The sequence below is a fragment of the Proteiniphilum sp. UBA1028 genome (assembly GCF_002316955.1).
Lineage (GTDB): Bacteria > Bacteroidota > Bacteroidia > Bacteroidales > Dysgonomonadaceae > Proteiniphilum.
This window is the reverse complement of the sequence record NZ_DCEN01000026.1, coordinates 18,800-34,308: the sequence shown is the minus strand read 5'-3', so window position 1 is coordinate 34,308 and position 15,509 is coordinate 18,800. Positions and strand designations below refer to the sequence as shown.

The following is a 15,509-nucleotide window of genomic DNA, read 5'->3' as shown; positions in this document are numbered from 1 at the left end:
GAACACGTAAAAGGCGAAGGGGAAGTGCGTTATGCCGGGCTGAAGTCGGAGCTCTCCGTATGGGAAAACCGGCTCACGCTGACGTCCGGATTGCGATATTCACGCGTCAATGAGCAGATTTCACCAAGCCGGGGTGCTCCTCTTTACCTCTTTCATTCTTCAGGCCAGGGAATTGAGCTTTTTCGTGTTCGCGGCATGAATGAGTCGATCGGATATGTAGGGGTTCCATTTGAGGCAGATTTCCTGTTATGGGGGAGACTCAGTAATTGGCAGGGGTATGTGAAAGCAGGCATACAGGCAGGAATGAAGATGCATGGAAAAACCACAATCGATTTTGCTTCGAAGGAGATGGAAAAATATGGGGATGAGATAATCGCTGCAGCCGGGAAAGCCCCGTCCAATTTCTTCCTGAATACATATGGCGGACTCGGGGTACGCCTGATTCTCAATAGCGGGGTCCGTTTATCTATCGAAGCCCTGTTTCCTCAAAACGTCCTCACAAAAGACAATTTTTCACTACTTACTTCTGAATCTTACGGTGGTGCCCAACTTTCGGTTTCTCTTCCTCTGAATCTTTTCTCAACGAAATAGATAAATTTTAAAAAAAAATAATCATGAAGTATATTCACCTTTTTATGCTTATGTTCATTCTTGTCGCTGCGGCAGGATGTTCACGCAGTTTCGATTATCGCATCTCTGATTCGGTGTTTATTGAAGATGCGGAAAACCCGGGGCTTCCCATTTACTCGGAAAAGGGATACAATAGCTTTGGCATCTATTGGGACTTAACCCCCTGGAGAACAGGGAGCAACCATGATCCTTCCAAAATAGTGGTAAAAGACGATTCATGTCATATCCATCTCTCCGGTAGTATTGGCGGAGAACGACCTTACACGCTGGTAGTGTCACTTCCCGATTTTATACCGGACAGTTTTACAGAATTACTCTCCCTGAACGGGAAAGACTTCGATCTAAGTGGAACGCAGTGTACTCTTTCCCTGTTTTCACACAGCTCCCGGTGCGATTTGAAAATTCTGGAAGGGGACTTCAAAATTAAACGAGCACAAAACCTATATGTCGATAAAGAACTTCAGGGCGTAGTCCTGTCCGGCATACTCTCGTTCAAGGCAATTGTGGAAGACGAGCCGGCAACATTCTCCAAAGGGCGGTTCGATATGCGGTTCGGCGAAGAAAATTTTTACTACCTGCAGTGACAAAGCGGAGACGGGCTATAATTGGCAAGATGCCGCTGTTGATACGATAAATGGATAAATAAACCAATTCGTACTGCCTGTGAAAATCACCTTTCATGTGCAGTCCCCCTGCGATTGGCAGCAACCATTTTGTAGAGCTGGTCGTTGGGACGGATCTTTTCGTTGACTTTAATGGAAAAATGATCACCCTTGAACGCCTCCGGCACAGTGGCCATATCCACGCGAATATCGTCGGCCGTCACAAAGACAGCCCCGGTGGTAGGGCCTGTTATTAACAATTCATCACCCTGCTTCACCGATTGTGTTTCTATCAGGAACTCAGTCACGCCAAGGTTTCCAAAATGCTTAACCGCTTTACCCACATACACCTTTCGCTTTGTAGCACCTGATCCATAGCGATGCGTCCATTCACCAAGTCGCTGCCCCAGATAATAGCCATTCCAAAATCCACGGTTGAAGACAGTGGAGAGCTTTTCGTTCCACACCTCTATTTTCTCCTGCGTAAACATATCATTACAATAGGCGCCGATCGCCTCTTTGTAGCAGGTGGTAACAATACGCACATACTCTGGTCCCCTTGCGCGTCCCTCTATCTTGAACACCCTCACTCCGGCATCCATCATTTTATTCATAAAATGAATGGTTTTCAAGTCTTTAGGCGACATGATATATTCGTTATCGATCTCAAGCTCAATATCACTTGTCTTATCTTTCACAATATATGCACGGCGACAAATCTGATTACAGGCGCCGCGATTGGCAGAGAGATCTTTTTCGTGGAGACTGAGATAACACTTCCCCGAAACGGCCATACAGAGTGCACCGTGTGCGAACATTTCTATGCGGATTAACTCTCCCGAAGGCCCTTTTATTTGCTGGTCTACGATATCTTTGTAGATTGCAGCGACCTGATCGAGGTTCAATTCCCGTGCCAGCACTACCACGTCGGCATACTGGGCATAAAACCGCAACGACTCCGTATTGGTGATATTCAACTGGGTGGAGAGATGCACCTCCACACCTATGCTGCGCGCGTACATCAACACCGCCACATCGGCTGCTATGATGGCTGACAGGTTTGCCTCCCTTGCCGCATCCACAATCTTGCGCATCAATGTCATGTCATTATTGTAAATGATCGTGTTCACCGTGAGATAACTTTTCAGGTTGTTCTCCCGGCAGATGCGGGCAATGTTATGCAGATCGGCTATTGTGAAGTTATTGGAGGACTTGGCTCGCATATTGAGTCCTTCTATTCCGAAGTAAATTGAATCGGCTCCTCCCTGTATGGCAGCCGTCAGTGACTCATAAGACCCTGCCGGCGCCATTATCTCGTAATCTTGTATCGATTTCATAATCAAGCTCTGATTTTGGATGCAAAAGTACGAAAATTAAAGTAATTGTCCATAAAGTGGTTTCATTGTCCCACGTCATGAAATTCAAAGGCCGGCGAGGAGCACGAAAAAAAAGGTGCAATCAACCCGATCACACCTCTTACTCAAAAAAGTTAGTTATGCTGTCAGTTATCCTGTCGGCAGACAGTCAATCCTTCGCTGCAACCTGCGTAATAAATCCTTCTGCATCCTTAAATGCACCAGACATAACCTCCAGCATTACACCGCCTATTTGTGAGGCAAACATTGCCGGGTTCATGCGCGACACATATGTTTGTCCGTCGGATTTCCTGTACACGGAAATACGGCATGGCATCATGTTGGCATATATGCGCAGATCATCATCACAAAGCAAGCGATATGCATAATCGGGCTTGCACAATTCTACTACCTTAACTGGCAGAACCTCCTTCCCATTCTTTCTCATCGTTTCCTGCAAATCGAGTATCTGTATTACCTTCCACCCGTTTTCCTGAACAACTTCGGAGAGCCGGCTCACCGTTTCGTCGAAACCATACCGACTTTTGCTTTCAAAGAAGATAGAATCCATAACTGTTCTCCTTTACGATTTCTTTAGCAATACTTCTTCAATAGCCTGCTTGAAGGCATCTTTGGGAAGTGCTCCCTGTGCCATCTGCGGTGCTTCGTTCATGGGTACAAAAAGCAGCGACGGAATACTCCGTATACCAAATTCGGCGGCAAGTTGCTGCTCAGCCTCAGTATCCACCTTGTATATATATATCTGACCGTCATACTCATCGGCCAATTCCTCCAGAATGGGGGCGATCATTTTACAGGGTCCACACCAGTCTGCATAAAAATCAATAATTGCGGGTTTGTCGCCCAGGTACACCCATTTATCCGGGGTTTGTTCAAAATTGGCTACTTTCTTCAAAAAGTCTGCTCTCGTTAAATGAATTGTTTTTGTTGTCGTTGTTGTCATATTGTTTTCTGTTTTTATTGTATTTGTTTCTTTTGCTGTTCCCGTACTGGCAGACGCTGTTTTTTGATGCATATTACTGCACGATGCCAAACCTGTAATCAATACAGCAGCCATTAATAACATGTTTTTTGTTGTCATGATTCGTTGCCTTTTTCGCCGTTATGCGTTTTTTCAATTACTTTTTTCGGATTTTTTTTGGGGGAAAACATATCGAAAAAGAGATAGCCGATCAATGCCCCGTAAATTATCATGCGATAAGGATTGGATGTAATGGGACAGGTACCGCTGAGGCAGCCCACGTAGTAGTAATAGAGGTAGCCTCCCAGTGATCCGACTGTTACTCCGGCTATTTTAAGCCAATGTTTTATCAAAAATGTCTTCATATTCTGTCGATACGCTTAACTGTTATTTTTAATAATGCAATGCGTTTAATTCAATTTACGACCGATGTCGGTAATGACATCCGTACCACTGCAATGCATTACACACCGCAATATATTGATGACTCGTCTGTCTTTGAGCGAGTAAAAACTATTTTTTCCACTCCTCCGACAGGAAAGAAGCCCCTTTGCCCTCATATCGGTTAAGTGATGCGACAGTAGTGATTGCTCGCAATCCATGCCTTCCATCAACTCAGATACCGACTTTTCTGCTGTTTGCGAAAGTTGTAAGATTACACACAAGCGGGTCTCATTTGCTAACGCACGCAACAAATATGCAGCCTCTTCAAACTTTGCTTTGTTTATTTTTTTTGTCTCTAACTCTATTTCAGCCTTCTCCATTTTCGTTTTCGATCATTAATCAACGTATGAACATATATTCATCTATTTTTGTTCAAAAGTACAACAGATTTTTCATAGGACAAAATTTTTATCGAATTTTTAGATAATAGGTAAGCTTTGCCTCTATCAAGCGATGGGCCGAACGTGAGAAGTAGGCATTCTGACTACGGCGGCTGGTAAAAATATCCCCTAACCCGAAATAGTAACGTCCTTCAAGATCAAAATCTCCGATTCCGGTTTTCAATTCCATTCCAATCCCTCCGATCAGGCCATAATCCACGCGATTCATTTCACTAAAAGGACCGTATTGTACCCCGACAGGAGCATCGGGGTCGGCACTTTTCCTCGCGGCCACATCATCGGCTAGTGCCTGATTCATAACCGGGTCATCATTCAGCAGTATACTGATTTGCGGGCCTGCATTCACAATAAAGCGAACGTTATTTCCAAAGTAGATGTGCGTCATGAAGGGGATTTCGAGGTAGTTTAACGTCCTGTTGTACAAAAAGTCCTTTTCCGGAGCAAATTCTTCCGACCATCCCCGCTGCGCGTAGTTGATTTCAGCGATCAGCCCCAGATGTTTTTCCGTAACATATTTGGCCGACAGTCCTCCTTGTGCCCCCATCATAAACGATTGAGGAACGGTTGGCACAAAATCGATGCCTGACGACAAAACACCCCCCCCGATGCCTAGATAAAGTTCATGGCGAAAGGATTCTTTCTGTGCATGCACATAAGCCGGGCACATTGTTACGAATATCAGAAACAGGAAAAATGGTTTCATCGGTTAAGGTCGCTTTGCGTAACACTTCCATTTGTATCGTAATGGATTAAAAACAATCCATTGTTGATAAAGCCCCCCCAGTTATTCACTCGTTCAAAGTGAAAAGCAAATTGCAGGGAGTTTATACGTATTTTTTGAATATTATGTTCAAATCGTGATCCGTAGCGGCTTAGGGCTGTCAGGAAGAAAAGGCCTGTATCGTACCCCCACAGTCCATAAGAGGGATACGTCTCCATAAGATTCCGGCCATACCATTTACGAAAATTCTGGACAAAGGAATGTGTACCCGGATTGCTTTGATCAACAAAGAAAGGAGTGTAGATATAGGCCCCAAGCAAATGATAATCGTTGATCAAATCGCCGTAAGTCTGCCATTCGGGATGACCAAACAAACGGGTAACGCAGGAAGAATCCGCTTCTCTCACTTCCTTCAGTTCTGCTATAAGCTGCCTTAGCATATTTGAGTCGCCGGAACAAGGCACAATGACATTCTCTTTTCCCCGGCTTAACACCGGCATAATCGAGCTGTTCAACTCACCTGTTAATGCTACGGTTTCATAGTGTATCTGATTGTCTCGCAGATGACGTTGCAGCTCGGCGATAAACTCTTTTTTGTCATTTTGTCCCCCCGTAACAAAGACAACGTTGGCATTGCGGAACATCTGAACAAAGGCGAACGATGCCTTCGTGTAGGTACCACTGTTTAGCGGGTTAACCTGGAAAATGTTTCCGTTGTTTAACACCTCGCCGTTGCTTTGAGAGAAAGGCACCACGTACTTAATATTATTTGCTTTGGAAAAGTCTGAAATCAATTTGATCTGTGCATCGTTTACGCCACCCACAATGAGGTTCAGGGAACGCATCTCCATGGTCTCAAGCAAGCTTACCAATTTTTGGGTATTGCCCGCCCTGCCAATTTCAAACACATACAACTCCATGTTTGCGCCACTGTCTTTCATCTTTTCCACTGCCAGGAGAAAGCCTTCATAATACTCCTGGAGTCGTAAATGCCCTCTTCCGGTTTCATCGAGAAATGGCAACAGAAGTCCCACTTTTATCACCCCCAGCCTATCCTGGGGAATGTTTTGGATGAGCAACCTGTTTGCCTCATTCTCCATGGAATGAGAGTCCTTTTCGAGCATACTCCTTTTTACCGGGATAATCAACTCCATGTTAGCCTTTAACCCTCCCGCAAGAATTGGATTCTCGCGTTCAATATCGGACACTTCCACCTGATAGTTGCGGGCGATGCTGTACAGTGTTTCTTTACTTTGAACCTTGTGGATGATGTTGACCGTCTGACTTTCGTAGGGTGCTATCACTTCGTACGATTCAAAAAAAGGAACGCGTATGGTTCTACCAACCTGAAAGGTTTCTACAGACAGGCCAGGGTTGGCGAGCATCACATCTTCAGGCTTTAGCGAATAAGTCTTTGATACAGAATAAAGAGTCTCTTTGGGAAGAATGGTGTGGTAACGGTAGTTTTCCTCTTTTACTTCACTGATAATGCGACGTTGCGGAATGGTGAGAACCTGTCCCTCAGTAATCCCTTCGCTGACCCCGGGATTGTAACGGTTCACTTCACTCACGGTAGTATGATACATCTTGGAAATGCTATATACTGTCTCTCCCTTCGACACCGTATGCTTGAAAGTGGTATTCTGATCTACTGATTCATTCTGCCCGGTAGCACCCGCGGAAGCGATGCTCAAGGTCAGGCCCGCATTCTCATTCGTGATGGGTATAAGTAATTCCTGTCCGTTTTTCAACCCAGAATTTGATCCGGGATTATGACGGATTATTTCTGCCACCGACACGGAAAAAATTCGGGAGACTGCATAGAGCCCCTCACCCGGTTTTACGGAGTACTTGTAAAATCGCTCCCCGTTCACAGTCACGGTATCGTAGGTTTGAGCCTGCGACGTCATAGAGCCTATACACAGCAAAATCAGCAAAGCAAATATCCTGACGGACCAAAAAGTGTTCTGCATTTCAATATTTATTATACGTAGGGCGCTTATACAACTTTTAACGCACAAAAATAGGAAAATAAATTGAAATAGTACCGTTCGCCATTACATCTTAGGCATTGTTTGACAGTAATTAAACTATTTAAACACAATTGCAACAACCTCTCCCGACAGGATACATCCATCCTCAAAAAGGCAGAGGTTCTTTGTTTTGAGACAGAAAATCGACCGCACTGTCAACCTCGTTGCCCTGGCTGGCATTTTTGGCATGACTATTCATCCGCGACGGTCTTTCAACATATTTCTGTCCCACAGCATAGTCGTCCAGGTTTTTAAAACGGGCATATTCATTATCGAAGCGCATGCTGGCGATGCCGGTGGGGCCGTTACGATGCTTTGCCACGATTATCTCCGCGATGCCGACAAGCGAGTTGCCCCGCTCATCTTCGGTAATACGATAATATTCGGGACGGTGGATGAAACAAACAATATCGGCATCCTGCTCAATAGCACCCGATTCACGCAGGTCGGCCAGCTGCGGGCGCTTTCCTTCCGTTCCCTGACGGTTCTCCACCCCACGATTCAACTGAGACAAAGCGATGATGGGAATATTCAGCTCCTTTGCCAACCCTTTCAGGGATCGGGAGATCATGCTCACTTCCTGCTCACGGCTGCCAAAACTCATTCCACTGGCATTCATCAACTGAAGGTAGTCGATAATCAATATTCTCACCCCGTGTTCCCGCACCAGGCGACGAGCTTTGGTACGCAGCTCAAACACCGACAAGCTGGGCGTATCATCAATATAAATAGGTGCATTATACAAAAATTTGTGGTTTTTATCCAGGCGTTCCCACTCATCGTCGGAGAGGCGACCGCTCTTGATGCTTTCGCCCTTAATCTGACACACGTTGACGATCAAACGATTCACCAGCTGCACATTGGACATCTCCAACGAAAATATACCCACGGGCTGCTCAAAATCGAGCGCGACATTCTTGGCCATGGAGAGCACGAAAGCCGTTTTACCCATGGCCGGACGGGCAGCAATAATGATCAGGTCGGAGTTCTGCCAGCCCGATGTCATTTTGTCCAGTTCCTTAAATCCTGTGGGCAATCCACTCATACCATCTTTCCGGTTTGCTGCCAGCTGAATATTATTCATCGCCTCCCTGATTACCGGATTGATCTGGATCACATCCTTCTTCACGTTGCGCTGTGAGATTTCAAACAACCGGCCTTCCGTCTCCTGCATCAAATCGTCCACATCGACCGTCTCATCAAAGGCATGCTGCGACACCTCGGAAGAAAAAGAAATCAGCTCTCTTGCCAGGTATTTCTGAGCAATGATGCGCGCGTGATATTCAATATGCGCTGCGGAAGCTACCTTCTCCGATAGTTCGGCCACATAAACGGGGCCACCGGCTGCCTCCAGCTCACCCTGCCGCTTCAGCTCCTCTACCACCGTAAGGACATCCACCGGCTTTTGCTGCATGGCAAGCCCCTGTATTGCACCATAAATGAGCTGGTGCGTAGGATCATAAAAGCTCTCCGGCTTTAATATCTCGCTGACAATGGAATAGGCATCCTTTTCGAGCATCAGGGCACCCAACACTGCCTCCTCCAACTCCCTGGCCTGAGGAGGTAATTTTCCAACATCGGGTGCTACTACTGTTTTTTCAACTACCTTAACCGAGGATTTTCGTTTTTGCTTCTCCATGTATTTCCGAATATAAACAAATAAAGTGTAAAGTTAGGCAAGTTATTCTTTTCAGGAGGAAATTTGGCGGTGCATTCTTTCCCTAAGTTATGAACAAAAATTGTTGAAAACTATTTTTTACGCTCGCAATAAACAGCCTGTCAACCGATCCAGAAATAAACTTATCGATATAAAATTTGTTCTATTTTGAAGAACCGGTCAGAATGTCGTTCTCAACTACAGGATAAAAACCATCGGATTGACAATATACACGGAAAAAGCCAGATCAACTAACTCCTAAATATGAAGTATATGAATGCAGAAGAACTGAAAAAACAAAAAGTCAACCGGCAACATAAAAACAAAAAAGGAGACCGAAGTCTCCCTAAAATTAACTATTATGTTGCTTATGTTGAAAAAATACAAACAGTTAACTTCAGAACAAAAGTACGCCATTTATTTAGGCTTACAAAACGGAACGAGCAAAACAGAAATTGCCAAATCGATAAAGGTCAGTCCATCGACTGTATATAGAGATAGGCCGCAACAAAAACAAAAGCGGAGTCTATTCATGGCGTTTGGCGCACCAGATGGCCCAAGAACGCAAAGAGCGTCTGCCGGGCAATAAATCTACGCCCGAATGGATTAAACAGAAAATAATCCGTCTCATTCGCAAAGACTGGTCGCCCAAACAAATCAGCGGATATCTCGCAAAATATGATCAAATATCTATCTCTCACGAGACTATTTATCAATGGATCAGGCAAGATAAGAAATCGGGAGGAAACCTTTACAAGCACTGCCGCCACAAGCTCAAATACAGAAAAAGACCCGTAGGTTCTGCCACTAACATACCCAACAGAAAAAGTATTCGCCAAAGGCCAAAAGAGGCCGACGGAAGCCGGTTTGGAGATTTTGAAATGGACACCATAATAGGAAACGGAGAAAAGGAAATAATACTGACAATGACAGAAAGAAAAACAAACTTTTTATAATGATGAGAAAAATGCCTATGGGCAAAGACTCCAGGCAGGTTTGCAAGGAAGTCATTGCTATGTTGCTGCCTTACAAGGACAAACTGAAAACCATTACAACAGATAACGGATCCGAGTTTGCAGCACACGAACTAATAACAAAAAAGTTGAAAGTACCAGTATATTTCACTGATCCTTATTCATCGTGCCAAAAAGGAGCTGTTGAAAATGCCAATAAATTAATCCGGCAATACATCCAAAGGGGCAACATTTAAAGATTATTCCGATGAGAAAGTAAAAGAAATACAGCATAAACTAAACAGAAGACCAAGAGAAAAATTAGACTTTAGCAATCCTAAAATAGAGTTTTACAAAAATTATTACTAAATTGCACTTGCTGGTTGACTCTAGGGGTGTTACCAAATACCGCTTTTGCTGCGGAGATGTGAAAAAATTATATTACTTTTGCATCCTGATGAACACTTACCATCGAAATAAGTATGGAGGGTTGAAGTGGACATTGCTTGTCCTTTTCTCGCTGTATATGGCTGGAGTAACTTTCTTTACCCACAGCCATGTGATCGATAATGTAAGAATTGTTCACTCCCACCCTTACAAAAACAAGCCACAGAAGCATGATCATACGGTTGCCGATCTACTAGTCATTGATCAGATTACCCATTTTTCATCGACCACACGTGTTGTTCCCCATTTCACTTTTGAGGAGAAATCGGTTTTTTTAGGATTCATACAACCGAAACCGATCGATATATTTATTGCCAACAGGCTACACGCTTCAATATCACTTCGGGCCCCTCCCTCATCCGCGGCATCACACCACTTTCTCATTCATTGCGCATCGAATAGGCTCTCTGCTTCTCTTTGAAGCAGGACGGGAGTTCGAAAAAGGATCTGCATGTATGGATCATTCTTGAACATGAGGGAAAATCAATCGATATTCTCTCCGAAGAAACATACATCCATCTTTTCAAGGAATCAATCAGCTCTGCAATAGCTCCTCCGGATGCGCCGACAACCATTTATCAATAAATTTCAAAAAGCAAAATGAAAAAAACAATCATGCTGCTGGCGCTGTGTGTCACAGTTGCCAACCATTTATTATATGCAGACGAATCGCGACCCAAAGACACCGACACAAACATATTCGGGCATGTGCTGGATGCACAGACCAAGGAGCATCTTCCTTATGTGACACTTCAACTGAAAGGAACCACCATCGGCACCACCACCGATGCGTCGGGCCACTATTTGTTCAAAAATCTGCCTGTCGGCAAGTTCACCATTGTCGTCCAATATGTGGGGTATCAAACAGTGGAAAAAGAACTCTTTTTGGCAAAAGAGACAACCACCGAATTGGATTTCGAATTAAAACCGATGCCTATCTCGTTAGACGAGGTCGTAGTATCAGCCAACCGGAATGAAACTTCCCGCAAGTTGGCTCCTTCCTTGGTGAGTATATTGGATATGCGGACATTTGAAGCCACCAATTCTTCCGATTTATCGCAAGGATTGAAATTTCAACCCGGTTTAAGGGTTGAGAACAATTGTCAGAACTGCGGCTTTTCACAAGTACGCATCAACGGATTGGAAGGCCCATATTCCCAAATTCTGATCGATTCTCGTCCCGTAATCGGAGCTCTTGGCGGAGTATATGTGCTGGAGCAAATACCGGCAAATATGATTGAACGTGTGGAAGTGATGCGCGGAGGCGGATCAGCCCTGTTCGGCTCTTCCGCCATCGGGGGGGTCATTAATTTGATCACGAAAGAGCCTTTGCGCAATTCGGGAGAATTTATCCACACCCTATCGAGTTATAACGGAACGGGGGCTTTGCAAAACAACACCACGTTCAATGCCTCCATTCTAACGGACAATCGTAAAGCGGGACTGATGGTTTTCGGACAAAACCGGGTGCGCGACGGATTTGACTACGACAAAGACGGATTTACCGAACTCCCTCAACTTCGAAACAGGACTCTGGGCTTTCGCTCGTTTCTGAAAACCGGGACCTATTCTCAATTGGTGCTGGAATATCGCAACATGCACGAATTTCGCCGCGGAGGCGACAATCTCACACGTCCGGCCCATGAAGCCTACATCACCGAGCAATTGGAACACTCCGTGAACGGAGGGGCGCTGAGCTACCGGCAATCGGATGCCACCGGTAAAAACATGCTCAACCTTTATGCCTCGGCACAACATACATTGCGAAACAGCTACTACGGCGGAGGCGATCCGGTAACAAATGAAATTCCCCCGCTCAGCGATACGCCCACAGCCGAAGAAATAGAAAGTGCAAACGCGATTATCGAGAACAATGCCGCCCGCCTGGCTTCGTATGGACACTCCACCGAATTGACCGCGCAAGTGGGCGGACAGTATACACACCGATTCGACCATCTATTATTGGCACCTGCCGAGTTGACCACCGGAGCTGAATACCTCCAGGACAACCTGAACGATGTGAGTGGGTATCGCAAGAAGGGGATAGATCAAAGTACGCGTAACCTAAGCACGTTTTTCCAAAATGAGTGGAAGCAGAAAAAATGGAGTTTTTTACTGGGCGGGCGATTAGACAAGCACAATTTGGTGAAAAATGTAATCTTTAGCCCACGCGCCAACCTACGCTACAACCCGACGGAAGATGTCAACATCCGCGTCTCGTATAGTGAAGGTTTCCGGGCTCCTCAATATTTTGATGAAGACCTCCACGTCGACATTGCGGGAGGAGCACGTTTGGTTAGAAAATTAAGCTCCAACCTAAAAGAAGAACGTTCAAGAAGCGTAAGCAGTTCTATTGACTATTACCACACTATCGGAAGCGTACAGTTGAATTTTCTGCTCGAAGCATTCTATACCCGGCTCAATCACCCATTTGAATCCGTGACGCAAGGCAATGAAATCACGGTCCAGAACTCAACGGACGGCGCACAAGTATATGGCGTAAATTTGGAGGGAAGAGTTGCTTTCAGCAGAAAGTTTCAAATCCAGTCGGGAGCGACGTTCCAACGAAGTTTGTACGACAAGCCCGTCAAATGGTGGGAACCTGAAACAAAAGAAGACAAAGCATTAGACAAAGTGGAAGCAACCCGGAAAATGATGCGAACGCCCAATGCCTACGCCTATTTTGTGGCAACCTGGACTCCCTCTGTTCCATTTCAGACAACCCTTTCCGGCAATTACACCGGCTCGATGCTTGTTCCTCATGATGCGGGAGAGGGGGAACCAGGGAAAGATCGATTTTCGCCCGTCAACATCACCGAAAAATCCGACCCTTTCATGGAAATAAATCTGAAGTTGGCTTACACCGTTGCCATGTATAAAGAGGTAAAAGTGCAACTCAATGGAGGAATTCAAAACATTTTCAATGCGTATCAACGAGATTTTGATACCGGCGCCGGTCGTGCATCGGGTTATATCTACGGACCGACAACTCCCCGGAATTTCTATGCGGGGTTAAAATTCAGCTTCTAAACATTCTTGTCAAGAAGCCATTGGCTCATTCCAAACGGAGAGGTAACTCTCTCAGACGAGTTTGAGATGGCTTTTCAACACATGGATACAGTGCCCATCAGGAGCAGATTTCAGCTCCTGATGACACTGTTTCAACAAAACAGCTGTTGCTTCCGGAACTGTTTTTAAGGGGTCATTGCTTTGTTTTGCTTGGATATTCCGGTCTCCGCTCCCATACTCGTTAATTTACCCAAACAGATGGATCTTTGAAATCATTTTAACGTTTGGTTTACCCAATTTTGTGTACTTTTGCAGATTAAACCACAAAAATCATCAACGTGCTTTTACCAGAAGAGAGACTGCAGATCAAATTACTGATGCAACAGGAGATTATACCGGCTATCGGTTGTACAGAACCCATTGCCGTATCATTATGTACCGCCAAGGCGACCGAGACATTAGGTGGAGAGCCGGAAAAAATTGACGTTTCCCTGAGCGCAAACATCATTAAAAATGCCATGGGCGTGGGCATTCCGGGTACCGGAATGAACGGCCTCCCGATATCGGTTGCACTGGGAGCATTGAGGGGCAAATCTGAAGATGGTCTTGAGGTACTCAAAGATCTTACCCGAAATGAGGTAGAGAGAGGTAAACAATATATTAAAGAAAAAAGGATTCATATTAAGCTGAAAGAGAATATTTCCGATAAACTATATATCGAAGTCCTTTGCAGGCGGAAAGACGATTACGCCAAAACAATCATCAGGGGGAGTCACACTTCTTTCACCCATATTGAGAAAAACGGAAAAATACTTTACGAAAAAAAAGCATACGTTGACGAAGAGTCGAAGAACAAGACCAACAACCTTACTTTCCGGAAAATATACGATTATGCCGTCACATCACCCGTGGAAGAACTGCATTTCATTCTCGATGCTGCAAAAATGAATAAAAAAGCAGCACAAGCCGCAAACCACGGACAATTCGGACACAACGTATCCAAAAATCTGCAAGGAGAAAAGGGAATCCATATCTTCGGAGACAATCTTCACACCAAAATGGTAGCTTCCACGGCGGGAGCCTGTGATGTACGAATGGCGGGAGCCCTGATTCCCGTCATGAGCAACAGTGGCAGTGGCAATCAGGGGATAGCTGCAACGATGCCTGTGCTGACGTATGCCGAACAAATGAAGAGTTCGGAAGAAGAGCTTATCAGGGCACTGATCTTAAGCAATCTGATGATGATCTATATCAAGCAACATATCGGAAGATTGTCCGCATTGTGTGGTTGCGTGGTCGCATCAACCGGCGCCAGTTGCGGTATCACCTATTTGATGGGAGGGAGTTACGCCCAAATAACATTTGCCACCAAAAACATGATTGCCAACATCACAGGAATGATCTGCGACGGCGCCAAGCCAAGCTGCGCCTTGAAAATTGCCAGCGGTGTTTCCACGGCTTCGCTCTCTGCATTAATGGCAATAGAGAACGAAGTCGTTACTTCACAGGAAGGAATTATTGACGACGATGTTGATCAGACAATCCGTAACCTGGCAATCATTGGTACGGAAGGAATGGTTGAGACCGATAAAATCGTATTGGAAATTCTCACACAGAAACAATAAAACCGCTACCACCTGCACGAACCATACAGAACGCGCCTCAAAACATCAAAGGGAATTCAACCTCTTTCATTATTGCACTTTTTTTATTTATTTTGCATGATATTTTAAGTAAAAATGGTCGATAAGGAGAAAATAGAAACAATATACACCTTGTATGCAGACAAATTGTTCTCATATTCTTTGCAATTGGGTTTCCGCAAAGAACAGATCATGGATGCAATCCACGATGTTTTTTGTAAGCTTTGCCTGGATGCGAACGCATTGGAAAACGTAGAGAATATCAAATATTATCTTTACAGATCACTGAGAAACAAGCTGGTTGATCTGTACAGGCAGGAAAAGCAAATTCCCATTCATCAAAGCTTAGATGTAGAAGCCCTTCCTTTCACCATGAGCACAAAGACAGTTGAGGAAAAGTACATCATCCATGAAGAGGAAAAAGCAGTCGTTGCGAAACTGCAAATCATGCTGGCATCTTTATCTTCCCGGCAGCGCGAGATCATCTATCTAAAATACGCGCAAGAGTACAGCTATGAGGAAATCAGCCAGATTATGCAAATCCATCAATCCTCATGCCGGAAACTCCTGCATAAAGCAATGCAGGTTCTCAGAAAAAACTACACACACCCGAAGCAGCCCTAAGCGAACCT

The 15,509-nt window shown here is 44.9% G+C and carries 14 protein-coding genes and 1 pseudogene; 6 read left to right on the top strand and 9 right to left on the bottom strand.

Annotation, left to right across the window (positions count from 1 at the left end; translation table 11 throughout):
- Window positions 1-591: hypothetical protein (locus B3Z75_RS03500; RefSeq protein WP_294067810.1), on the top strand; the 591-nt coding region annotated here is incomplete at its 5' end.
- A gap of 23 nt (window positions 592-614) precedes the next feature.
- The gene (locus B3Z75_RS03495) at window positions 615-1,214 is read left to right on the top strand and encodes a hypothetical protein (RefSeq protein WP_294067808.1); all 600 of its coding nucleotides are present in this window, start codon (window positions 615-617) and stop codon (window positions 1,212-1,214) included.
- Window positions 1,215-1,300: 86 nt separating this feature from the next.
- Here the strand turns inward: B3Z75_RS03495 and B3Z75_RS03490 are convergent, their stop codons facing one another.
- From B3Z75_RS03490 to dnaB, 8 genes are all read right to left on the bottom strand, one after another.
- Window positions 1,301-2,569 (bottom strand): peptidase U32 family protein, encoded by a 1,269-nt coding sequence (locus B3Z75_RS03490; RefSeq protein ID WP_294067806.1) that lies wholly within the window; start codon window positions 2,567-2,569, stop codon window positions 1,301-1,303.
- Window positions 2,570-2,756: 187 nt separating this feature from the next.
- Window positions 2,757-3,158 carry a DUF302 domain-containing protein gene (locus B3Z75_RS03485; protein WP_294067804.1) on the bottom strand — a complete coding sequence of 134 codons (402 nt, stop codon included), beginning with the start codon at window positions 3,156-3,158 and terminating at the stop codon, window positions 2,757-2,759.
- 12 nt (window positions 3,159-3,170) lie between these two features.
- Entirely contained in the window at window positions 3,171-3,674 is a 504-nt protein-coding gene (gene trxA / locus B3Z75_RS03480; RefSeq protein WP_414702854.1) for a thioredoxin, read from the bottom strand.
- A gap of 11 nt (window positions 3,675-3,685) precedes the next feature.
- On the bottom strand, window positions 3,686-3,934 hold the full coding sequence (locus B3Z75_RS03475; RefSeq protein WP_294067802.1) for a DUF6132 family protein: 249 nt from the start codon (window positions 3,932-3,934) through the stop codon (window positions 3,686-3,688).
- 45 nt (window positions 3,935-3,979) lie between these two features.
- Complete coding sequence (locus tag B3Z75_RS03470; protein WP_294067800.1) at window positions 3,980-4,333, bottom strand: ArsR/SmtB family transcription factor; 354 nt, start codon at window positions 4,331-4,333, stop codon at window positions 3,980-3,982.
- An 88-nt stretch (window positions 4,334-4,421) separates the two neighbouring features.
- Complete coding sequence (locus B3Z75_RS03465; protein ID WP_294067798.1) at window positions 4,422-5,117, bottom strand: porin family protein; 696 nt, start codon at window positions 5,115-5,117, stop codon at window positions 4,422-4,424.
- Entirely contained in the window at window positions 5,114-7,108 is a 1,995-nt protein-coding gene (locus B3Z75_RS03460) for a PBP1 and LysM peptidoglycan-binding domain-containing protein (RefSeq protein ID WP_294067796.1), read from the bottom strand. The genes B3Z75_RS03465 and B3Z75_RS03460 overlap by 4 nt, the downstream gene beginning before the upstream one ends.
- A gap of 166 nt (window positions 7,109-7,274) precedes the next feature.
- Window positions 7,275-8,807 carry a replicative DNA helicase gene (dnaB, locus tag B3Z75_RS03455; RefSeq protein ID WP_294067794.1) on the bottom strand — a complete coding sequence of 511 codons (1,533 nt, stop codon included), beginning with the start codon at window positions 8,805-8,807 and terminating at the stop codon, window positions 7,275-7,277.
- Window positions 8,808-9,195: 388 nt separating this feature from the next.
- Here dnaB and B3Z75_RS03445 point away from each other — a divergent pair.
- Window positions 9,196-10,147: pseudogene (locus tag B3Z75_RS03445) on the top strand (IS30 family transposase).
- Between the two features lie 282 nt (window positions 10,148-10,429).
- Here B3Z75_RS03445 and B3Z75_RS03440 read toward each other — a convergent pair.
- Window positions 10,430-10,609: a hypothetical protein gene (locus B3Z75_RS03440; RefSeq protein WP_294067792.1), complete on the bottom strand. Its 180-nt coding sequence runs from the start codon at window positions 10,607-10,609 to the stop codon at window positions 10,430-10,432.
- Between the two features lie 216 nt (window positions 10,610-10,825).
- On the opposite strand from B3Z75_RS03440, the gene B3Z75_RS03435 reads away from it, so the two are divergent.
- From B3Z75_RS03435 to B3Z75_RS03425, 3 genes are all read left to right on the top strand, one after another.
- The gene (locus B3Z75_RS03435) at window positions 10,826-13,255 is read left to right on the top strand and encodes a TonB-dependent receptor (RefSeq protein WP_294067790.1); all 2,430 of its coding nucleotides are present in this window, start codon (window positions 10,826-10,828) and stop codon (window positions 13,253-13,255) included.
- 356 nt (window positions 13,256-13,611) lie between these two features.
- Entirely contained in the window at window positions 13,612-14,859 is a 1,248-nt protein-coding gene (locus B3Z75_RS03430) for a serine dehydratase subunit alpha family protein (protein WP_294067923.1), read from the top strand.
- Window positions 14,860-14,973: 114 nt separating this feature from the next.
- Entirely contained in the window at window positions 14,974-15,501 is a 528-nt protein-coding gene (locus B3Z75_RS03425) for an RNA polymerase sigma factor (RefSeq protein ID WP_294067788.1), read from the top strand.
- Window positions 15,502-15,509: the final 8 nt, after the last annotated feature.